Raw genomic sequence first — 21594 nt, 5'->3', positions numbered from 1 at the left:
AAGGCATCAACGATGAAAGCCATCCTGACACTCGACAATCTTGCGTCCGGTCTCGTGACCACGATCTGGACGCCGGTCTTCATCGCGATCTTTCTCGCGATCATCGCCTACGCATTTTGGCCTCGCAACAAGCCCGCTTTCGACGAAGCGGCACACCTGCCGTTGCGGGAGGAGTGAGAGATCATGACCGATCATCATAGCGACATCGATTCCGTCACCGGCAGGTCCACGACCGGGCACGAGTGGGACGGCATCAAGGAGCTCAACACGCCGCTGCCGCGCTGGTGGGTAGTCACCTTCTACCTCACCATCGTCTGGGCGATCGGCTACTGGCTCGTCTATCCGGCCTGGCCGCTGATCTCCAGCAACACCACGGGCATGTTCGGATACTCGTCCCGCGCCGACGTCGCAGTCGAGCTCGCCAATCTCGAGAAGATCCGCGGCGACAAGATGGTGGCGCTCGGCGCGGCCTCACTCGCCGACATCGAAAAGGATCCGGCCTTGCTGGCGCTTGCCCGCGCCAAGGGGAAAACCGTGTTCGGCGACAATTGCGCACCGTGTCACGGCAGCGGCGGCGCCGGCGCGAAAGGCTATCCGAACCTGAACGACGACGACTGGCTGTGGGGCGGCACGCTCGACCAGATCATGCAGACCATCCAGTTCGGCGCGCGTTCCGGTCACGCCAAGGCGCATGAGGGCCAAATGCTCGCCTTCGGCAAGGACGGCGTGCTGAAGGGCGACGAGATCGTCACGGTCGCCAATCACGTCCGGTCGCTATCGGGCTTGTCGACCCGCAAGGGCTACGACGCGGCGAAGGGCGAAAAGATCTTCGCGGAGAATTGCGTCGCCTGCCATGGCGACGGCGGAAAGGGCAACCCCGAGATGGGCGCGCCGAATCTCACCGACAAGATCTGGCTCTATGGCTCGGACGAGGCGAGCCTGATCGAAACCATCAGCCTGGGCCGCGGCGGCGTCATGCCGGCCTGGGAGGGGCGGCTCGATCCGGCCACCATCAAGGCCATGGCGGTCTATGTCCACTCGCTGGGCGGTGGAAAATAGCCCATTGACGGAAGACGGGGGCGAACAAAACGCCCCCGTTTGCGCTGGATCAATGGACGGCGCCGCGTCGGGTCTAGGTTTAATCGCACCTGTCAAAAAGTACCAGGCGATGAACAAGATCGTGAGCCCGAACGAACTCACATCGGACGACGATTACGGGCCGCTCTACGCTGCCCGGAAGAAGGTCTATCCCCAGAGCGTCTCCGGCACGTTCCGCCGGATCAAATGGGGCCTGATGGCGTTCTGCCTCGGCTTCTACTACTTGCTGCCCTTCGTGCGCTGGAACCGCGGTCTCGGCGCCCCCAGCCAGGCGGTGCTGATCGATCTGCCCAACAGCCGCTTCTACTTCTTCTTCATCGAGCTGTGGCCGCAGGAGGTCTACTACTTCACGGGCCTGTTGATCGTCGCCGCGGTGGCGTTGTTCCTGATGAACTCGGTCGGCGGCCGCATCTGGTGCGGCTATCTCTGTCCGCAGACGGTCTGGACCGACCTGTTCTACGCTGTCGAGCGCCTGATCCAAGGCGATCGGCGCGAGCGGATGAAGAAGGACAAATCGTCCGATCCGATGAGGCTCGAGCGCATCTTGGAGATCGTGCTCAAGCATTCGATCTGCCTCCTGATTGCCTGGTGGACCGGCGGCGCCTGGGTGCTCTACTTCAACGACGCGCCGACGCTGGTGAAGGAGCTCGTCACCTTTCAGGCGCCGATGATCGCCTACGCCTGGATCGGCATCCTCACCGCGACGACCAATGTGCTCGCCGGATTCATGCGCGAGCAGGTGTGCGTCTATATGTGCCCCTGGCCGCGGATCCAGGCGGCGCTCACCGACGAATGGGCGCTCAACGTCACCTACCGCTACGATCGCGGCGAGAAGCGTACCTCGGTCAAGAAGGCCGCCGAGCTGAGTGCGCTCGGCGAGCAGGTCGGAGATTGCATCAACTGCTACCAGTGCGTCGCGGTTTGCCCCACCGGCATCGACATCCGCAACGGACCGCAGATGGAATGCATCCAGTGCGGGCTCTGCATCGACGCCTGCGACAACGTGATGGCCAAGATCGGCCGGCCGAAGCGGCTGATCGGCTACGACAACGACATCAACATCCATCGCCGCCAGGAAGGCAAGGCGCCGGTCTACCGCATCGTCCGGCCCCGCACGGTCGCCTACAGCGCGATCATCGCGGGCGTCGGCGGCATCATGATCTACACCCTCGCGACCCGCAGCCTGCTCGACGTCAACGTGCTGCACGACCGCAATCCGGTCGCGGTCAGGCTCAGCGACGGCTCGATCCGCAACGCCTACACGGTCCGGCTGCTGAACAAGAGCGGCTATGACCGCGTCATCGCCATCGACGCCAACGGCCCGGTCAACGCGACCATTCACGTCATCGGCGTCGACTCCGTGACGCCGGACCGGCCGATGATCGTGATCCCCCGCGACTCCACCAGCGAGCTGCGCATGCTCGTGACCGCGCCGGCGCAGAGCAATCCGGAGAAGTCGATTCTCGTCCGCTTCCACGTCACCGATATCGGGCTCGGCGAGGCCGCATCCGCCACCGACAATTTCGTCGCGCCGTAAGTCCAGGAGACACCCATGGCATCCAAGCCGCTCACCGGGACCAAGGTGTTCCTGATGCTGGTCGCCTTCTTCGGCGTCGTGATCGGCGTCAACGTCACCATGATGAAGCTCGCGATCGCGACGCTGCCCGGCACCGACGTCGACAGCCCCTATGCCGCAGGCCTCACTTATGACCGCGAGATCTCGGCGGCGCAGGATCAAGCCGCGCGCAAATGGCAGGTTAACGCTCATATCGAGCGGCGCGCCGATGGCAATGCCGTGCTCCAGGTCGAAGCGCGCGACGCTGCCGGGCAGCCGGTGAGCGGGTTGAGGTTCGGCGGACGCCTGGAGCGGCCGACCGACAAGCGCGCTGATCTCGCCGTCGAGCTCACCGAGGCGGGCATCGGCCTCTATCGCGGCGATGCCGCGTCCCTCGCGCCGGGCCAGTGGGACCTGGTGATCGCGGGTGAGGCGCGGGGGACGCGCGTCTTCCTGTCACGCAACCGCGTGATTCTGAACTGAAGGATTTCGCCATGCAGATCACGCGGGACTTTTCGTACTACGTCCGGACCGCGGGCGAAGGCGTCCAGCACATCGATCTCGCCGTCGACGGCGTTCACTGCGCCGGATGCATGGCCAGGATCGAGCGCGGACTGTCGGCGATTCCCGACGTCACGCTGGCGCGGGTGAACCTCACCGAGCGGCGCGTCGCGCTGGAATGGAAGCAGGGCACGCTCGACCCAAGCCGTCTCATCGATCGGCTCGAAGAGCTCGGCTACAAGGCCTACCCTTACGAGACCGAGAGCGCGGAGGCGACTGAAGTTGCCGAATCGCGCTTCCTGCTGCGCTGTCTCGGCGTCGCCGCGTTCGCCACCATGAACGTGATGATGCTGTCGATCCCGGTGTGGTCCGGCAATGTCTCGGACATGTTGCCGGAGCAGCGCGACTTCTTCCACTGGCTGTCGGCGCTGATCGCGCTGCCGGCGGCAGCTTATGCCGGCCAGCCGTTCTTCCGTTCGGCCTGGCGCGCGCTGTCGCACAAGACCACCAACATGGACGTGCCGATCTCGATCGGCGTGTGCCTCGCGCTGGGCATGTCCGTGGTCGAGACCATCCACCACGCCGAGCACGCCTATTTCGACGCGGCGATCATGCTGCTCACGTTTCTTTTGGTCGGCCGCTTCCTCGACCAGAACATGCGGCGGCGGACCCGCGCGGTCGCGGGCAATCTCGCCGCGCTGAAGGCGGAGACCGCGGCGAAGTTCGTCGGCCCCGATGAAATTTCGCAGGTGCCGGTGGCGGCGATTCATCCCGGCGATATCTTGCTGTTGCGGCCCGGCGAGCGCTGCGCGGTCGACGGCACCGTGATCGAGGGGCGCTCCGAGATTGACCAGAGCCTGATCACCGGCGAGACGCTCTATGTCACCGCCGAGCAGGGCACGCCGGTCTATGCGGGATCGATGAACATCTCGGGCACGTTGCGGGTGCGGGTCTCGGCGGCCTCAGAGGCGACGCTGCTCGCGGAGATCACGCGGCTGCTCGACAATGCGCTCCAGGCCCGCTCGCGCTACATGCGGCTCGCCGACCGCGCCTCGCGACTTTACGCGCCGGTGGTGCATGCAACTGCGCTCTTCACCATCTTCGGCTGGATCATCGCCGGTGCGGGCTGGCATGATGCGGTCGTGACAGGCGTTGCTGTCTTGATCATCACCTGTCCCTGCGCGCTCGGCCTTGCGATTCCCACGGTGCAGACTGTCGCTTCCGGCGCCATGTTCAAATCCGGCGTGCTGCTCAATTCCGGCGACGTCATCGAGCGGCTGGCCGAAGCCGATCATGTCATCTTCGACAAGACCGGCACGCTCACCCTGCCGGATCTAGAGGTGACGAATGCGGCCGACATCCCCGCGGACATGTTCGACCTCGCCGGTCGACTTGCACTGTCGAGCCATCATCCGGTGGCCGCCGCGGTCGCGCAGGCCGCCGTCGCCAAATCGCCGATCGTGGGTGCAATCGAGGAGGCCGGGCAGGGCGTGCGGGTAACGGTCGACGGCGTCGAGATTCGTCTCGGCCGTCCGTCATTCTGCGGCGCCGATGCCTTGGTCGGCGACGGTGCCGATCTAGATCCGGAAGCCTCCCGCGTGGCTTTCTGCAAGGGGGCCGAAAAATTCATCCTTTCGGTGCGTCAGGGCCTCCGCCCGGATGCGCAAGCCGTGATCGCGGCGCTGAAGGCGCGCAACATCGGCGTCGAAATTCTCTCCGGCGATCGCGAGCCGGCGGTGAGGGCGGCGGCCTATTCTCTCGGCGTTCCCGAGTGGCGCGCCGGCGTCACGCCCGCCGACAAGATCGCGCGGATCGAGGAATTGAAGCGGCGCGGCGCCAAGGTGCTGATGGTCGGCGACGGCATGAACGATGCGCCGTCGCTAGCGGCCGCTCATGTCTCGATGTCGCCGATCTCGGCCGCGCATCTCAGCCAGGCGACCGCCGATCTCATCTTCCTCAGCCGGCCGCTGGCGCCGGTGGTCGCGGCCATCGATTCCGCGCGCAAGGCGCTGCGCCTGATGCGGCAAAACCTCTGGCTCGCGATCGCTTATAATGTCCTGGCGGTGCCGATCGCGATCAGCGGCGTCGTGACGCCCCTGATCGCAGCAGCCGCGATGAGCGGCTCGTCGATCCTGGTCATGCTGAATTCGCTACGGGGGCGTAGCGCGTCGCGGGAGATTGCGTGATGGAAATCCTGGTGATCCTAGTCCCGCTGGCGCTGGCACTCGGAGGTGCAGGCCTCGTCGCCTTCCTCTGGTCACTTCGGAGCGGTCAGTATGACGACTTCGACGGCGCAGCGTGGCGGGCAATTGCCGACGACGAGCCGCCGCAAGAGGCCCCGGCTAAGCCGTAAAGGGGTAGCCTTCCGCACGAGGTGCGGCGGACTTCCAGTGAATGGGAGAGCATCCCTGTCGTCGTTCATAGAGGGTTGACCAGGTTTGTTATGACGGCAGGTTGTGTCACTGCGTGGGGGGCGTTGTTCCCAATCGAAGGCGGCGCAACTGAACGGACCGGCGGCGTGGCGGGAGTCCGACCTTCATGTCCGGCAAATGCTGGCGATTGCGCAGCACGATCTGGCGCGCTCCGGAGAAGCCGAGAAGGCCTTGGGCGTGAAGCTCTGACAGGGCTCGCGAGACCGTCTCCAGGATGAGGCCGAAATAGTCGCCGATGTCACGGTGGCACTCGGACGGCCATCAGGCCGGCGGCCGCGGTGCGGGATGTCCGTCTCGAGCAGGAAGGTCGCGACCCTCCATGGCGTTCTTGCGGCCGAGCAGCAGCATGTGGTCCTCCGCGTGCTTCAGCTCGCCGGCCGTCAGGACCCAGAGCTTGCGCGCGACCTGAATGTCTGTATTGGCCGCCTTGTCCGGGCTCGCCCGGTTTACCAGGCGCACCGTGGTCTTGAGGATCGCTTCGGCCGCGATGCGGTGGGCCCTCGCCGAAGATCTCCTTGTCCTTGCCCGCTTGCCCATTCGCTGGCCACGAGCGCCGGCTGGCCGACCAGCCGCCGAACGCAGCGGACGGCGAGGGCGCGGAGCGCGTCCTGGAAGGCTGCGCTCCGGAAAGGCGTGGCGGATAGAGCCGGCCTCTCGAGCGCGTAGGAGCGTATCGCGTGAGCGACCAAGTTCAGCGCGTCTTCGACGATTTTTTACGCGAGCCCTCTGCGGCCGGCAGAAATTCCCGGTAGCCCTTGACGGCAAGGAAGCGGCGCATCTCGGCGAACGTTTCGCGCGGTCGCCTGTGCAGATCTCGACTTCCTGGGCAAGATCTTTCGCCAGCTCCCGGTCCCAGGTGCTCGAGAGCATTTCTTTCACGGAAGGGTCGCGAGAGTTTTGTGGCAGTCATCGTCCTCAACCTCCGAATGGTCATGCGTCGTGAACAGCACCACCGCGATGCCGACCACAGCACGGTCGCGGATATCGTCGCGACGGTGGACAGAACGCTCATTGCCCTGAGAGCGCCCGTTAGGCCCTCCTAGACCAATTGATAAACGCCACTGCAAAAAGGATCCTCTAATTCAAAGTAGACCAGCATTCGGGAGGTTCGTACTCCAACTGGTGGATCCAGTCCGGCCCTGAACCGCCGGGCAGAGCTCGCCATACACATAATTCGACTAGGCGTCGGGCCGCGATTATGCGAGTCTTGCAGCATTTCGAGGCGTGTCGGACCGGAGGGACCCGATGTGCAGATCGTCTCTTTCGGCGTGGTTGGAATTGGGACGGGTAAAGTCCTGGGACACTCAAAGTGGCATGCGCCAGTGAAAGTACGCTCCACGACTGGACCGTGGGTGAGCGTGTAGTCGTTTGCGAAGCGGCTGGACCGCGTCTGAGCGGCAAGCAAGGAGTCGTTCTCGGGTTCGGTGCTACGCGCAGCAGGCTTCGCGTGTTGCTCGACGGTTCCAGAGGGCCGATCACGTTGCATATCACCTTCGTGGACCCGGTCGTGCAGCACGATCGCGCTTGAGAATGGTGCTGCCACAAGGGGAAAGTCCGCGCGGCGCAGCACAATCGCAGCGCGGAAGCGGAAATGCGCGCCATTCTGGAGGCCGCCGTGCGTCCCGAGGGCCGGCTGCGGCTCTGCACCGCCCTTTCGGAGATGAGCCGGAAGATCGGCCTCACCAATGCCGATGTCGAGGCACTTGAATATGGCCGCGACGCGCGTCCCGCTGAGCCGATGCGCTTCGAATGATCCTGCTCGATACCAATGTGGTCTCCGAGGCGATGAAGCCCGAACCGCATCCATCGGTCCGTGATTGGCTCGACGCCCAGGCGGCCGAGACGCTGTTTTTCTCCAGCGTCACCATCGCCGAACTGTTGTTCGGCATCCGCGCGCTGCCGCGCGGGTCGAGAGAAAGAAAGCCCTTGGTCAGCACCTCGACCTTGCAGCCGAGAACGGCCTCCCACCGTCCGTTCTGAGGCTGACAGAGGAATGGCGTGCTGCTGCTGCTCCTGGACATCGGCATGCTGATGCCGCCGAGGATGATGATCGGAATCACGCCGATCGGGATCGGTGCTGGTCAGCTTGATCGCTGATCATCATCATGTGGTAATCCCGATCATGATCGCGCGCGCTCCGAGGTTAGCCCACGGGTGCCGGTTACGGCGGCATCTCGCCGTGCGATGGCTCGCAACTTGCGCGCGCGATTTGGTGACACTGGCTTTTGCCGGGCCCTCGTCCGGCGCGATCCTCAACCGAGGTCCGCCAGCGCTTGGAGTTCTCCCGGAAGGCTCTGCCGGGGCGGAGGCGGTTCACGACGACAACAGTCTGCCAGGAATGCGGCGAAGGGACCAACATCACCTTGTACGCTCGCGCTCTCGAGTGCCCGCATGTATTCGTCGCGTCTGCCGACGGGAATGATTGTCCAAGGCAGTCCTCCCGATGCCATCATGACATTCATGAGGAAGCGGCCCGTTCGGCCATTGCCGTCTGGAAGAGGGTGTATGAAGGTGAATACGAACTGTCCGAGCACAGCTCTCACGCGCGGATCCTTCTCCTCCTTCAGGCAATCAAGAAAAGCCTCCATGGCGTCAGGTACCGATTCCCAAGCGACCGGTGTGTGTCCCGAGTTCCTGATGAAAACGAAGTGAGTTCGATAGCCGGCGAGGTTTTCGGGCTTGATGATGCCGGCTTGAACTGAGGGCTGAAAGAGGGCCCGGTACCAGTCGAGGTGCTCCCGATCGGCGATCTCGGCGGCGTCCTCGCCGTTGAGCACGCGGGCGACCGCGCCACGGACCAGCTGGAACGCATCCCAGTAGCCCTTCGCGGCCATTGCATCCCTTTGTTTGCGATCTCCATCGCTGCCGTTGGGATCCCATTTCCCGGTCTTGACCTTCTCGATCAGTTCCTCCGTGACCGAGTAGCCTTCGATAGAAAGCGAGTGGTACGCGTCCGAGGTGTACCGTTCGTCGATCGCGGCCAGATATCCGTCATGATCGTTGATACGCCGCGGCTCAAGCTTGAAATTTGCTAACACCTTTTCGCGCATCTCCGCCCACATGAGACGGATTCGCGTCATGATTGGTGGCGTGGCCCGGCTTGGAAGCTGCATCGGTACCGGCGCCTTGAATGGATCGGCATCTTCCCTGACATCGTGCCCGCCCGCCGTCATCGCGGTGACGATATCATCGGCGGCCCGCGTGTTACCCAGCAGTCGGTACGCCCCGGCGATGCGCCCCGCCACGGCCGCATGTCCGCCTTCCAGGAGGACTTTTAGGATTGCACTGGCATTCCTCTGCGAACCGAGCAGGGCGATGACGTCGTTCTTCTGCGTCTGCCAGAAAGCTGGCGCGGCAGCGCAGATCGCCTGCGGCGCCGGAAAGGTCTGAACCCCGGCGGTCTCGACCGGGGTCACCGGCAGTTTGGTCGCCTTGTACAGATAGAGGGAGGTGCCATGGAGGAGGGGCTGGGTTTGGTTATTGGCGGTCGGTGCCGCGATCACGACCTGCTTCGGAACGTTAAGATTTTCTGCAAGTAGCGGGATTGAACTTTCTGCCGAGAGGACCCAGTCACTCTTGAAGCGCTCGTTGCAGTAGGCGCGGCAAAACTCCCAGAACGACGAGTACCAGGACGTGCGGTCGCCCAACCGCTCCTCGGGTCGCGGCATCAGCACCCATCCTTTGATGATCTCCTTCAGGAACCCGGCCTCCACCAGCCGTTCGCGGTGGGTGCGCGAAAGTTCGTCGCTCCGGAAGATTCGTCGCTTTCCGCCGTTGCTGAGGGTCTTCAGCTCGGTGAGGGACTGGGCGAGTTTTTCGTGGAGGGAGGGCATGTTTGATGTCGTGCGAATACAATAGTATAATGCTGTTCAACGTCAATAGTATTATGCTGAGCACCTCACTAAAACTCCGTTAGACCGAGAAGCCGAGCTGCGCCTTCCGGTGGAAGGCCGACGATACGCGCTTGTCCGGCTGAGAATGTGGCCCGCCGATCGGCAAGAAACCCGGTTATGCCTACGCTCGCCCAGGGCCTCCCAAATATGACCTGAGGATCGAGCTCTCCCAAAGCTTCATCGACGAGTCGTTTGCCGAAAACCCGACCAAATTCTTGGTGCCTGGAGAACCCAATTTTCGCTACCTAAATACCTCAAAGTAATAAAATTTGGCCCGCAGTTGGCGCCGGCCGGAAAAGGGGTCTAAGAAAGGATAAGGAAGCCAAAATTGGCCTAAACGGCATGAAAACGGGTTAAAACCCGCGATTTTCCTGATCAGTTGACAAAGTTACTTATTTGGCAAAAATCATGAAGCTTGGTGATAACAATAGGTTTTTGCAGAAATTCTCGTCCGTTTGGGCCCCCGTTGGCCGAAAACCGAACGTGACCAAACGCAACCGAGCGATATCAACCTCGAACGCGGTGGCTTCGCCGGCCGGCATTCCGCCTCAAATCGAAACGAGGCGCTAGGAAGACAGACTTCCACTCGGTAAACGAGTCCTTGAAATGGACGCTGCCCTCACTTGACGAATTCGCAGGGATGGCGATGACGACGGCATGGTCTTTTTCGAGCTGTTGCTTGATCGCGTCGAAGGATCTCGGCCGGACGTAAATGTCGCGGTGCGGCGCCAGCGCGCCAGCGAGCCGCCATGCCGAATGAGCTCTGCGAGCAGGTCGGCCTTGCTCCAGCGTCCGTCGTGCGCGCCCTTGATCCTTTCACGGACGACCTCCCGCAGGTCACGCAGGCAGACGCCGTGTTTGGATTGCGGGACGTGACCGTGGTTCGACAGGAGAGCAGCCAGCCGGACGGCGAGCGGCTGCTCGGTAATGCCCGTCAGGAGCAGGATACGCCGCGCCCGGGATGTCGGCGGTGAGTGACTTTCCCGTCCCAGGAGGTCCCGCTGGTCTTCGACGGTCGCGCCCGGGGGTGGTGAGCGATGGTCGCGCCTGGAACGCAACCAGAAAAAAATCGAGGCCCATCGGGCCGGATCCTGACGGCGGCCGCCGCCACGCTATGGCTGCACCAGTCCTCTACGGCCGCCTTAAGAAAGCCCTGCAAGCCGTAGGAAGTTTGCGAACAGCACGTCCCCTTGTGGGGTGAGTATCGACTCCGGATGGAACTGCACGCCATATGTTGGTTGATCGCGATGGGCGAGGGCCATGACCTCCCCATCATCCGAGAGTGCTGTTACCGTGATGTGACGGGCAGATGACGGATCCAATTCGACGATAAGCGAATGGTAGCGCGCCACACAAAGTGGAGACGGTAGTTCTTTGAACAGCCCGCCGCCTTCATGTGTGACATACGAGGGCCGACCGTGCATAGGACGACGTGCGCGCGTTACGCGTGCGCCGAACACGGTCCCAATGCACTGGTGTCCAAGACAAATGCCGAGAATTGGCACCTGACCCGAAAGTTCACGAACGACGGCTGTCGATATTCCAGCCTCAATTGGAGTGCACGGACCGGGGGAGATGACAACCGCGCGGGGCCTGAGGTCAGCAAGTTCGCTCACATCCATCGCGTCGTTCCGGACGACACATGTTGCTGCACCAAGCTTGCGGAAATATCGCGCAATGTTGAAGACGAAAGAGTCGTAGTTGTCGACAATGACAATCAAGATGCGCACCGGAGTCTTCAGCAATGAATGCGCGAAAAATGCGCTCTGCTTTTGCAAGGCTCTCCTCATATTCGGCGGCCGGATCGGACATTGCCGTTATCCCGGCACCTGCATGGAAGACGGCCTGGCCGTCGTCGATCGTTACGGTGCGAATGGCAATATTTACATCCATATGTCCATTGAAACCTATGTAGCCTATGGCCCCGCAATACACCTCTCGCGCCACACGCTCGATATCCAGGATAATTTCCATCGAGCGAACCTTGGGAGCTCCGGTAACTGAGCCGCCAGGAAAGCAGGCCCTAAGTAGGCCCACGGCATCCTCTCCGTGTGTTAGCTCACCCGTAACGACGGACACGAGATGGTGCACCGAGGCATAGGACTCGAGATTGCATAAGGACGGGACGTGGACTGATTCAGGCGTGCAAACGCGCGAGAGATCATTGCGCAGGAGGTCGACGATCATGGTGTTCTCGGCGCGGTCTTTCTCCGAATCTACCAGCGCCTCAGCGCGACGCCGGTCTTCTTCGCAATCAGCAGAACGCGCCACCGTCCCCTTGATAGGTCGCGTTTCGACCTGTCGCCCGTCAAGCTTTAGGAAACGCTCGGGCGAGCTCGATGCAATGGTGAGCTTGCCATACCGAAGAAGGGCGGCAAAGGGAGCCGGATTCATTTTCCGCAGCTGACAATAGAAGGCTATCGGATCGAACGAGTTCGCCAGGCGAGCGCTGAAGCGCTGCGCAATGTTGACCTGGAAGGCGTCACCCGACAGAATGAGATCAATCACGCGTTGTACCGCCGCGATGTATCCCTGGCGACTGAAGTTTGAATGCCATGAGCCGGCCTGGCCTGATGTAAAATCAGGAGGGGGGGCTGAGACTGTAATCAGCGCAACAAACTCTTCGGCTCTTCGGCGAGCTCTCTCACGCCGGCGAACCGGATCCTGCTCCGGCCACCCGGTAGAAAGGACCCAGCATCTGTCATGGCGGTGATCGAAGCTTATCACGACGTCGTAAAGATGTAGGAGGGCCTGAGGCAAGCGATGCCCCCCGATGCTCGGCACCGGCAATCGCTCCAGCGTCCTGTTCAGCTCGTATCCGAAAAAGCCGGCGGCGCCGCCCTGGAATGCCGGGAGATCGGCGCGATGCATTTGCGGATACTTGGCTAGCATGGCGCGAAGTGCCGCCCACGGATCGCCCACAATGGACTCTCCGTTGCAAATACCTCTCCCGTCCGCGATTATATAAGTGCTGAAGGGATCGCACGTCACATACGAGTACTGCCCGAGCACCGCGTGTCTCGATGCGCTATCCAGGAACGTGAGGTGCCTCCGATGCGAGAGGCGTCGCATGGCTGTGACGGGCTCAATCCACTGCAGTTCCAATACATGCATTAGTCTGTCGCTCAGCGATACATGGCTGATTGTAATTCCGCCCGGGGAAGGCGAGCCTCACGGCACCCAAAAACCCCTACGTGCCTGCCAGGTTAATTACGCCCGCGGGTAGGGCCTGCCAAATGGCTCCGCATCTGTTGACATGCTGTAATCGGCCGCGAGACGTAGCTCTCGGAGCGGTCTGACCTGCCGGATCGACTCCTGATAAAGCTCGTGCGCTTTATAGGCTTCGAGTTCGACTTCGTCGTCGAATTCACCGTAGACGATCACGTCAATGTCGTTGCCAAGCCGGTCACTCTTGCGGTTGCGAGCGACCTCAAGCCGGCGTGCGTGCGGGATCTTGGCGAGAACGGAAAGGCCGTCGACTATTTTGTCGACATGCGCCTTATCTTTTGCGGTGAAGAATACGATATGTCGAATCATAGATGACCGTCGGTAATCGCGAACATTGCGGTTTGACTTCGCCCAAAGCGACAGAAGCCTCATCGCAAAGTCTGCAAGGCTCGGGCAGCCGCTCAGATGCCACTGCACGGCAGCTCCCTGCGCGATCGCTCTGGTGGGTGTTTAGCTCGATTCTTCCTCCGCTATTACGCAAGGTAGACAATCTCTGAGACGAATTTCTGCATCGAAGTAAGGAACCGCCTGATCATCAGTCGCCAGGACAACTTTCAGTAGATGCTTCCGGTCATTAGCTTCGCGCGGATCTCGTGCATGAAACGGTCTCACTTGCAGGATCGCCGCATAAGAACTGCAGCAAAATGCGCTCTTTCGTTGAATACAGGCTGGGTCATAAAACAGAAGGGGGAAGGCCGCCGCCAGCCCCTGGGTTGACATCGACGCGTGACTTCAAGGTTGAATCCGCTCTTCGGCTGATCACCGCAGAGAGATCGATCGTGAAACTCTTTCATCGCGGAACGTGGCGATAGTCTCAGCCATACAGGGCGCCTGGGAGGAGCTTATCGTTTCGGCGCTGCTCGTCGCGAAGCAACGAAGAAAGGTAGTACCTCGTGCACATCTTGCCTGGAGGCGCTTTCAGCGCGCAGCTGCATCGCACCGGAAGGCTGCGCTCCCTTCCGGAAAGTCGCTGAAATGCTGCTCCGCCTTCGCCGAAGTTTTGGCAAAATGGCCGCCTGGGTGTCGCGGTTCTGATCGAGCACTCTTAGACTGCCTTCACTTGAACCGCGTCGCTTGCGTGCGCGTGAAAGCCCAACGCGCTAGTACTTCGGTGGATGCGATCGCCCAGGGAAGCGCGGCTGCCATTTGCTTGATCAACATCAATAGATGTAATTCGATGGTCTTTCCTTAAGCAAAGCCTAGCGGAGGCAAGTCATGCGCAATCTGCTGTTTGTCGCTGCTAGCACTTCCCATGCTAGTTGGCTTTGTCTCGCCTGCGAGTGTACGTCCTGCGACCCGCTTGGCAGGACGCTCATTGTCTGCAAAGACCGTATCTGGGGGTATCCTGGCAACTGCCAGTTCTCGTCATTTTGTCAGTGCATGGCCACTGCATCGGGCACGGACGCCTAGCGGTATCGACCTGACCTACGCATTAGCGCGGCGGGTAGAACGATCGCGCTGACAACCAGTACAAGACGCCACGAAAAGACGCACAAGGGGAATGCGGGGTGTTGTTACGAAAAATCGTGTCTTCGACGAATAGTAGTGGTCTTTGAACGTGTGCAGCAGAAGCTGCTGACCCCGCAATGGCAGCCGCCGCTTAGATTACGACCGCAATACTGCGCCTTAACCCCGCTTAGCCCTTTTGCATCGCATGACTTGGCTGGCCGTGTCAAACCGTCGACTCTTCGATGGCCTGACGCTTGGGCTGCCATGGCTGCTGCGAATTGAGCAGCAAGCGGACGGCAAGCGCACCGGCGCCTCAGGTCAGCGACGCCTCTAAGCGGCTCGCCTGACAAGTCTGTACGCCCGGGTTATCCACACGCCATCGAATTAGCGGGCAGACGCGCGTCTGCATAGCTTTCACGGTCTGCTGCGCTGGAAAGCACTCCCATGCTTGCATCTGACGAAGGCGGGGCGGTCACTCCGAGCTCGTTTGAAGAATTTCATCGCGGAATTACGCGCAGACGCAATTTTCGGCCGACAGGCAGGTGTTCATCGAACCAACCGATCGCGATATGCCGCTACAACAGAGGGTGAGCGCGAGGCCTGTTTCGGGAGCTGGAAAATGCCGAGTATCCTGGAGAAGGGATTGGAGCAGGGCATGGTACGCAATTTCTATCAGCTCCGTATGGGGAAGTATGCCGGAGCGTTGATTCAGCGCAGCAGGTGCGAGCGGCAACAGATCCTCTGGCTGCAGTTGAACTTGATGAGGCTCGGAAACGAACTTGCTCCGGTAGAGTATTGCCTCAGTGGCAAAGCCAGCCAGTCCGACACGCACGAGATGCGGTTAAGACAATGCCGCACGCAAATTGCGTCAGAATGATCCCATCGGCGCGTCCTGACGCCCAGCGTGACGCAAGGCGCTTCCAAATGACAATTTCAATCTGGGGAGTTCTTGCTTGATGGTCGCGCGACCATTGGATTTTTTATGCACGCGCCTGCTACTTTGGAGACGTATGTTTCCGTTTCACGGTTGACAGTTTTCATTCGTCCGCCATAAAAAAAGAGTGGTCCCGCGGGCTCAACGGCTTCGGTCGCAAGAATCGGATTACCGTTCGGCTAGCATATTCGGTGACGCGGGGACTTCGTGAGGGCGGTGGCTTCAAAATCGTAGGCGACACAGGTGAGATCAAATCAGTATCGCTTGAGCTGCGAAATCGACCTGAGGCCATCTGACGGAACGGATCGAAAATGAGCCACGCTTCGGAAGTGTCAGTTGAGCGGATCACGATTCCAATCCTGCAGCGATGGAAGCAGGAGCGGCGGCATGTCGCCATGACCACCGCCTATGATGCGGTTACGGCAGGCATCGCTGACCCCATCGTCGACATCATTCTTGTCGGCGACAGTGTTGGCAATGTCTGCCTCGGTTTCGACAACACGTTGCCAGTCAGCATGGCGATGATGAACCATCATCTCGAAGCTGTTGCGCGCACAAGGCCCCGTGCCCTGCTCGTGGCCGATATGCCGTTTCTTAGCTTTCACCTCAGTCCGGAGGAGACGATACGCAACGCCGGAGGATTCCTGCAGCGAGGCGCAGATGCAGTGAAACTCGAGGGCGGAGCCAAGCGCGTGGAAATCGTGCGTGCCCTGGTCGATTGCGAAATTCCCGTCATGGGCCATCTCGGCCTCACCCCGCAGAGCGTCAATATCATGGGGGGATTCAAGGTGCAGGGCCGAAAAGCCGATGACGCTTTGCGGCTGCTTGATGACGCTCACCGTCTGCAGGAGGCCGGATGCTTCGCGTTGGTGCTTGAAGGCATTCCGGCCGAGCTGGCCCAGCGAGCGACCGAATCGCTGTCGATACCAACTATTGGAATCGGCGCGGGTCCCGGGTGCTCGGGCCAAGTGCTCGTATTCCATGACGTGCTAGGGCTGACCGAAGGTCATCGGCCCAAATTTGTTCGCGCCTATGCAGATGGTTTTCAGCTGTTGCAGGACGCGCTGTCGCGCTGGGCTACCGATGTCCGCAGTGGAGCGTTCCCGGCGCCGCAAGAGTCCTATCGGCTTCCTGAAAGCCTGGGTAACATCATCGCAAACTGGGCTCCTCCCAACCCAACCTGATGTAAGGTGCTACGATGCAGACGATTACGACGGTCGCTGAGCTTCGTCGTGAGCTCGCGAAGGCTTGCAGCGCGGGCAAACGCGTCGGGCTCGTGCCGACAATGGGCTATTTGCACGATGGCCATTTGGCCCTGGTCAAGGCGAGCCGAGCGCAATGCGACGTCACCGTCGTTAGCATCTTCGTCAATCCGACTCAGTTCGGACCAAACGAGGATCTCAGCAGCTATCCTCGCGATTTCCTGCGCGATGAAAAACTGTGCCGCGATGCCGGTGTTGCGATTGTCTTCGCGCCGGGTGCACAGGAAGTCTACCCGGCTCAATTCGAGACCTTCGTCGAGCCGGGCGAATTGGCTAAGCCACTATGCGGGGCTTTCAGGCGTGGGCATTTTCGCGGCGTCGCAACCGTCGTATGCAAGCTGTTCAACATGGTGCATCCGGACGTCGTGTTTTTCGGGCAAAAGGATTTTCAGCAATGCGCGGTCGTGCGTCGCATGGCAACTGATCTCAATCTTCCCATCGAGATCGTCACCGTGCCAACCGTTCGGGAACCGGACGGGCTCGCGATGAGCAGTCGCAATCGGTATCTCAGCGAGGAAGAACGTCGACGAGCCGTTGCCATCAGTCGTGGGCTGTTCGCCGCGGCGGATGAGTTCCGCTCAGGAGTGCGCGAGGTGGACAAGCTGATTGCGATCGCCGAGCGGCATCTTGAGACAGTTGATCGGCTGCAATACCTTGAACTTGTCGATGGTGATACGCTCAAGCGCGCCGCGAGTCCGCTGCGGCTTCCGGCGGCGCTCTGTGCCGCAGCCTACGTCGGTTCGACCCGGCTGATCGACAACGTACTGCTCGCGTTGCCAACTCTGTAGCGCAATTCAGAACCAAATCGATAAACCGTTTTCTTTTTATCCGTTTCGCCCGCGTCGTCGGTGTCTGGGAGTTCCGACGCAGCCGCCCCTCGCGCTTCGCCGCGGCAAGATTTGTCGGCGGGGGAGGGCGAAGTGGTCGAAACTAATGCGCACGTAGCCCGCGTCACCAGGGCTTCCGCAATCAATTCCGACTGAAAATGACGCACGACTTCTGGGGCAGGGCGTATTCGCCGATCTTGCACTGCTGCTTCTTGAAGGAGGGAATATGCGCGTAACCGAACACCGGACAGGCGATCCGGACGGAGTTCGATGCATTTGGCGACCGTGTCTAGCACTACAGTCGCAATTCGGGGTGGTTCTGACTCTATGGGCGACCATGATTCGGCATTTGATGATTGGTGGAGCGTCGGCCGAAGATACGCGACGCCGTGGGCTTCTTTGTTGGAGTCGTCAATGGCGAGCCGTGACGGGGGCGTTGACGAAGACCATGAGTCTAGGAGGCACATAAGCTGCGTGCCTTCCATGATCAAAGTGTTTATGTCGGCGTCTACACCGCGCTGTCGGTTGCCACAACGTTTTGGCAGGCTACGCAAGCCCAGAGTAACCGGGTTGCAAACCCATCGCCTCGCATTGAGACCGATTGCGATCGGCAGATGGAATTTCATCTTGTTGTCAGCTTTGCGACTGAGCCATATTGATTTGTCGCGGATATGACTACGGGAGGCGAGGCCGCGTTGGCGCGCTGAAGGGCGCCACGGCGCAGTCTCGAGGCGCACTCGGGTGGTTCGTGCTCCTTCAGTGCGCGACCGCGCTCATCAATCAGCAAGTAACAAGCTTGTTGAGAGCCCCCAACGCTCCATGCCTAGCCGGCACAGTTGCCCGATCGCATCGAGTTCGGATCGGGACGTCACGTGCGTTTTCGCGGTGGCATCGTATTTGCTATCAAAGATGTCGTCGCGGATCGAACTAGAAGAGTGACGATCGACGCGATCCGATAGCACGCGCTGAACGTCCGGCATGGCGGATTGCGCCAACAAACGATGTCCTCTCGACCGCCGAACCTGCGCACTCTCTGTCGCTCGGGAGTCCGCCGCCGGTACAGCGCCCGCGGGTCGTCTATCAATAAGGTCCCTGTCATGGCGTCTGCTGGTCAACCATCCTCTCGGTTAGCAACGTGTCTTGCATTCTTCGTTCCCGGGGTCGGCTTCGGGGTCTGGGCCCCGCTCGTACCATTTGCAAAAGACCGGCTGGCGGTCGATGACGGCGTGCTTGGCCTGCTACTGCTTTGCCTGGGTGCTGGATCCATCATCGCGATGCTTCTGACCGGTGTTTTGAGCGCCCGCTACGGCGTCAGGCTGATCATTCTTGTGGGTGGGCTTAGTCTCGCGATCGTCCTGCCGTGCCTCACGATAGCTAGCAAGTTGGCGCTCGGCGTCGCGCTATTCGCCTTAGGCGCCTCGATAGGCTCGATTAGCGTGGCCGCGAACATTCATGCGATCGAGGTCGAGCGCACGGCGGAGTGCCCGCTGATGTCCAGCTTCCACGCTCAATTCAGCATCGGGGGACTTGTGGGGTCTGCAGCCATGACCGCTTTTCTCTCGCTGCAGATTGATGCATTTGTTTCGACTGTGGTCTGCTCGGGATTGATAGTGATAGCGATCATGCTGGCGTGGCCGCGATTGGTGCCAACGGCGCAGGCGGATCAGGGACCGTCGTTCGTTCTGCCGCGTTCCATCGTGCTCCTTCTAGCCGCGATTGCGGCGATCGCCTTCCTTATCGAAGGCGCGATGCTCGATTGGGCTGCCTTGTTGGTCGTCGGCGCTGGTCTTGCTCCAAAGACGCAGGGCGGCTTAGCGTATGTACTGTTCTCCATAGCCATGACGGTGGGACGCCTTGCTGGCGACGCCGTCGTCGAACGCGCGGGGGACCGCGCGACACTTATGTTCGGAAGTCTACTGGCCTTGGCCGGTTTCGGAGCTCTGCTGGCCGCACCGGTAGCCATCATCGCCATGGCCGGCTTGCTGCTCATTGGTCTTGGCCTATCGAATGTCGCCCCGATTCTGTTCCGGCGCGCCGGCACGCAGGAGGCGATGCCCGTTGGTCCGGCGATTGCCGCGATCATGACGGTTGGCTATGCCGGAATTCTCATTGGACCGGCTGGTATGGGGTTACTGGCCACGTACGTGGGACTGCCGACCGCATTTGGGGTCCTAGCCGGGCTCATGTGCCTCGTCCTGCTCTTGGCGCCCATCGTGACGGCGAACACACGGTGAATGCGTTTGAAACGTGACAGAGCGGCACCTGGTGCGCAAGAGAAGCTTCGATCGTGGCTTGTCTCTGATCGAGCAGACGGCAGGAGTTGGCTAGCTGATATCTGCCTGGCGCCGATGATCGGCTACTTTTTGCTGGTCCCAAAGCGGTGCGCTTCTCGGGAAGTGCTTGAGGCCCGGCGACTGGTGGTCCGCGCTCTTCCAGAGATCTGCCTTCATGCCTACGATGGGTCGCTTGTTGCGCTTGCTGTTTCGTCCCAGGCTTCTATACCTGAGTGAATGCGCGCTTTCGGCTGTTCGCAAGCTCGAGTTTTCAACCCGATTGCGCAAAGCGGATGTTCGCCGAGCAGGCGTTGATGCCTAAGGGACTTGGAAACACCGGTATCTGGTATCTCGCAGCCCATGGACAGGTTTGTGCGGTGGCCTTAACCTTTCGAATTCTGCAAGCCTAGTCGATTTGACATCCATTCTTTCTCGGGACTCGCCCGACGTTCGAAGCCAAGACAACGCCGCGGGTGCGGGCGGTGCTCGATAACGTCTGCGACAGATGAGAAACCACGAGATCGGCCTTAGTAGCGATATCGCTTGGAAGAGTCTCGAAGTCAGCACCCGATGGAAAGCTCAATGATGGCCGGAACCAGGTTAGCTACTGAGCGCGCAGTGATGCGCTACAGACGCGTACACGATGTGGAGATGAGTTGCAGTTCTTAGTCCGTACGCGTTCTCATGGGCATGGTTGGGTCACTTCGTTCCCTTAGGATGGTGCCGCGCTTATTGCAAACCCTGCAGATGAACCGCTCCTCGCAAGGCGGACGTGTGTCTGGCCACTAGTCGAGCCTAGACCGTGACGAGGTACAGCCGGACATTGCGGCGACGATTTGTCAATCGGCCTGCAAATTTGACCCCTCATCGGCGTCCAATTTTGACCCCTTCGTGCGGCGGGTTTTGCTGGTAGCGCTCGTCTCGTCGGAGCTGGCCGGGATAGCGGAGACGAGACGAGCGCGGGTGGCGTGATCGTCGTCTCGGCTCTTGAACCGCAGCTATCGTTGCCGGTCTCGACAATGTCGCAGTGATGGGTCAATCGGTCGAGCAGCGCGGTGGTCATTTTGGCGTCGCCGAACACGCTCGGCCATTCGCCGAAGGCGAGATTGGTGGTCACGATGACGGAGGCGCGCTCATAGAGCCGGCTGACGAGGTGGAAGAGAAGCTGGCCACCGGACTGGGCGAAGGGCAAATAGCCGAGTTCATCCAGCACGATGAAGTCCATGCGGGTCAGATGCTCGGCGAGTCGTCCTTGCCGTCCATTGCGGGTCTCGGTCTCGAGGCGATTGACGAGGTCGACTACGTTGAAGAAGCGGCCTCGGGCACCGGATCGGATGCAGCTTCTGGCGATGGCAATGGCCAGGTGGGTTTTGCCGGTGCCAGTGCCGCCAACCAGCACGACGTTGCGTTGTTGGGCGATGAAGCCGCCGCCGGCGAGGTCATTGACGAGAGTCTGATTGATCGGCGTGCCGTCGAACTGGAAGTCGGCGATGTCCTTGGCAAGCGGCAGCTTGGCAATGGTGAGCTGGTATTTGATCGACCTGGCTTGCTTCTCGTTGATCTCGGCGTTGAGCAGGTCGCCGACAATGCGCTGAGGTTCGTGCTGGCGCTTGACGGCAGTTGCCATGATCTCGTCGAAGGCAGCCTTCATGCCGTAGAGCTTGAGCTCGCCCATGAGGTCGAAGATTTGGGTTCGTTCCATCAGATGGTCCTCCGGAGGTTGTCGTAGCGGGCACAATCGGCGATCGGCGCATGGCGGAGCGTCAGTGCGGCCGGCGTCATGATGTTGGCCGGTGGGGCGGGTTCACGTTGACGGGCCAGGATATTGAGCACGACATCGGCGGAATGGACGCTGTGACTGAGCGCTTCGGCACAGGCCGCTTCCACCGCGGGCAGACCGTCAGTCAGTACCGCGTTGAGGATGTCGACCATCTGCCGATTGCCATCGTCGGTGCTGGCCAGCTTGCGCCGGATCCGCTCGAGGGCGGCCGGGAGCACCCAGTCTTTGAAGGGAGCACCATTGCGCAACGCGCCGGGTTTGCAGGCGAGCACCGGCACATAATGCCAGGGGTCGTAGACGGTATCGCCGCGGCCAAAGGATCGCGGGTGCTCGGCAACGATGCGTCCATCCTGACGGATCAC

The 21594-nt window shown here is 60.9% G+C and carries 17 protein-coding genes and 5 pseudogenes; 14 read left to right on the top strand and 8 right to left on the bottom strand.

Translation table 11 applies throughout. From position 1 onward, the window contains the following. Positions 1–12: 12 nt before the first annotated feature. From IVA92_RS08470 to ccoS, 6 genes are all read left to right on the top strand, one after another. On the top strand, positions 13–177 hold the full coding sequence (locus tag IVA92_RS08470) for a cbb3-type cytochrome c oxidase subunit 3 (protein ID WP_247278982.1): 165 nt from the start codon (positions 13–15) through the stop codon (positions 175–177). A 6-nt stretch (positions 178–183) separates the two neighbouring features. Next, entirely contained in the window at positions 184–1059 is an 876-nt protein-coding gene (gene ccoP, locus IVA92_RS08465; protein ID WP_247278981.1) for a cytochrome-c oxidase, cbb3-type subunit III, read from the top strand. 109 nt (positions 1060–1168) lie between these two features. Continuing rightward, positions 1169–2635: a cytochrome c oxidase accessory protein CcoG gene (gene ccoG / locus IVA92_RS08460; protein WP_247278980.1), complete on the top strand. Its 1467-nt coding sequence runs from the start codon at positions 1169–1171 to the stop codon at positions 2633–2635. A 15-nt stretch (positions 2636–2650) separates the two neighbouring features. Beyond that, on the top strand, positions 2651–3136 hold the full coding sequence (locus IVA92_RS08455) for a FixH family protein (protein ID WP_247278979.1): 486 nt from the start codon (positions 2651–2653) through the stop codon (positions 3134–3136). An 11-nt stretch (positions 3137–3147) separates the two neighbouring features. Further along, the gene (locus IVA92_RS08450; protein WP_247278978.1) at positions 3148–5340 is read left to right on the top strand and encodes a cation-translocating P-type ATPase; all 2193 of its coding nucleotides are present in this window, start codon (positions 3148–3150) and stop codon (positions 5338–5340) included. Further along, positions 5340–5507, top strand: a complete 168-nt coding sequence (ccoS, locus tag IVA92_RS08445; protein WP_247279006.1) for a cbb3-type cytochrome oxidase assembly protein CcoS — start codon at positions 5340–5342, stop codon at positions 5505–5507. Before IVA92_RS08450 ends, ccoS begins: the two co-directional genes overlap by 1 nt. A 199-nt stretch (positions 5508–5706) precedes the next feature. Here ccoS and IVA92_RS08440 read toward each other — a convergent pair. Further along, a pseudogene (locus IVA92_RS08440) lies at positions 5707–6081 on the bottom strand (helix-turn-helix domain-containing protein); the annotation flags it as partial. A gap of 1054 nt (positions 6082–7135) precedes the next feature. Here IVA92_RS08440 and IVA92_RS08435 point away from each other — a divergent pair. Further along, positions 7136–7339: pseudogene (locus tag IVA92_RS08435) on the top strand (plasmid stabilization protein); the annotation flags it as partial. Continuing rightward, positions 7336–7509, top strand: a pseudogene (locus IVA92_RS08430) (PIN domain-containing protein); the annotation flags it as partial. The pseudogenes IVA92_RS08435 and IVA92_RS08430, both read left to right, overlap by 4 nt. Before the next feature lie 329 nt (positions 7510–7838). On the opposite strand, the gene IVA92_RS08425 reads toward IVA92_RS08430, so the two are convergent. Beyond that, positions 7839–9419 carry a Fic family protein gene (locus tag IVA92_RS08425; protein ID WP_247278977.1) on the bottom strand — a complete coding sequence of 527 codons (1581 nt, stop codon included), beginning with the start codon at positions 9417–9419 and terminating at the stop codon, positions 7839–7841. Between the two features lie 809 nt (positions 9420–10228). Between IVA92_RS08425 and IVA92_RS08420 the strand changes: the two genes are divergently transcribed. Beyond that, positions 10229–10453: a hypothetical protein gene (locus IVA92_RS08420; RefSeq protein ID WP_247278976.1), complete on the top strand. Its 225-nt coding sequence runs from the start codon at positions 10229–10231 to the stop codon at positions 10451–10453. Between the two features lie 168 nt (positions 10454–10621). Here the strand turns inward: IVA92_RS08420 and IVA92_RS08415 are convergent, their stop codons facing one another. From IVA92_RS08415 to IVA92_RS08405, 3 genes are all read right to left on the bottom strand, one after another. Beyond that, complete coding sequence (locus IVA92_RS08415; protein WP_247279005.1) at positions 10622–11197, bottom strand: aminodeoxychorismate/anthranilate synthase component II; 576 nt, start codon at positions 11195–11197, stop codon at positions 10622–10624. Further along, positions 11079–12593 carry an aminodeoxychorismate synthase component I gene (gene pabB / locus IVA92_RS08410; protein ID WP_247278975.1) on the bottom strand — a complete coding sequence of 505 codons (1515 nt, stop codon included), beginning with the start codon at positions 12591–12593 and terminating at the stop codon, positions 11079–11081. Before pabB ends, IVA92_RS08415 begins: the two co-directional genes overlap by 119 nt. Positions 12594–12689: 96 nt before the next feature. Beyond that, on the bottom strand, positions 12690–13016 hold the full coding sequence (locus IVA92_RS08405; RefSeq protein WP_247279004.1) for a Dabb family protein: 327 nt from the start codon (positions 13014–13016) through the stop codon (positions 12690–12692). A 906-nt stretch (positions 13017–13922) separates the two neighbouring features. Between IVA92_RS08405 and IVA92_RS08400 the strand changes: the two genes are divergently transcribed. The 4 genes from IVA92_RS08400 to panC all read left to right on the top strand — a co-directional run bounded on the left by IVA92_RS08400 (position 13923) and on the right by panC (position 17140). Further along, the gene (locus tag IVA92_RS08400; RefSeq protein ID WP_247278974.1) at positions 13923–14117 is read left to right on the top strand and encodes a DUF3551 domain-containing protein; all 195 of its coding nucleotides are present in this window, start codon (positions 13923–13925) and stop codon (positions 14115–14117) included. Positions 14118–14775: 658 nt separating this feature from the next. Further along, positions 14776–15033, top strand: coding sequence for a hypothetical protein (locus IVA92_RS08395; protein WP_247278973.1), 258 nt, complete (start codon positions 14776–14778; stop codon positions 15031–15033). 368 nt (positions 15034–15401) lie between these two features. Next, positions 15402–16274: a 3-methyl-2-oxobutanoate hydroxymethyltransferase gene (panB, locus tag IVA92_RS08390; protein ID WP_247278972.1), complete on the top strand. Its 873-nt coding sequence runs from the start codon at positions 15402–15404 to the stop codon at positions 16272–16274. Between the two features lie 14 nt (positions 16275–16288). Next, positions 16289–17140: a pantoate--beta-alanine ligase gene (gene panC / locus IVA92_RS08385; protein ID WP_247278971.1), complete on the top strand. Its 852-nt coding sequence runs from the start codon at positions 16289–16291 to the stop codon at positions 17138–17140. Positions 17141–17955: 815 nt separating this feature from the next. Here the strand turns inward: panC and IVA92_RS08380 are convergent. Continuing rightward, entirely contained in the window at positions 17956–18174 is a 219-nt protein-coding gene (locus IVA92_RS08380; protein ID WP_247534193.1) for a hypothetical protein, read from the bottom strand. Positions 18175–18276: 102 nt separating this feature from the next. Here IVA92_RS08380 and IVA92_RS08375 point away from each other — a divergent pair, with 102 nt between their 5' ends. After that, positions 18277–19413 carry an MFS transporter gene (locus IVA92_RS08375; protein WP_247278969.1) on the top strand — a complete coding sequence of 379 codons (1137 nt, stop codon included), beginning with the start codon at positions 18277–18279 and terminating at the stop codon, positions 19411–19413. A 1036-nt stretch (positions 19414–20449) separates the two neighbouring features. Here the strand turns inward: IVA92_RS08375 and istB are convergent. Together istB and IVA92_RS08365 are read right to left on the bottom strand one after the other, a co-directional pair. Beyond that, positions 20450–21154 (bottom strand): annotated as a pseudogene (gene istB, locus IVA92_RS08370) (IS21-like element helper ATPase IstB); the annotation flags it as partial. Between the two features lie 8 nt (positions 21155–21162). Continuing rightward, positions 21163–21594 (bottom strand): annotated as a pseudogene (locus tag IVA92_RS08365) (IS21 family transposase); the annotation flags it as partial.

The sequence above is a fragment of the Bradyrhizobium sp. 154 genome (assembly GCF_023073875.1).
Taxonomy (GTDB): Bacteria; Pseudomonadota; Alphaproteobacteria; order Rhizobiales; family Xanthobacteraceae; genus Bradyrhizobium.
The sequence above is the reverse complement of the archived record's forward strand: the minus strand, read 5'-3'. Positions and strand labels throughout refer to the sequence as shown.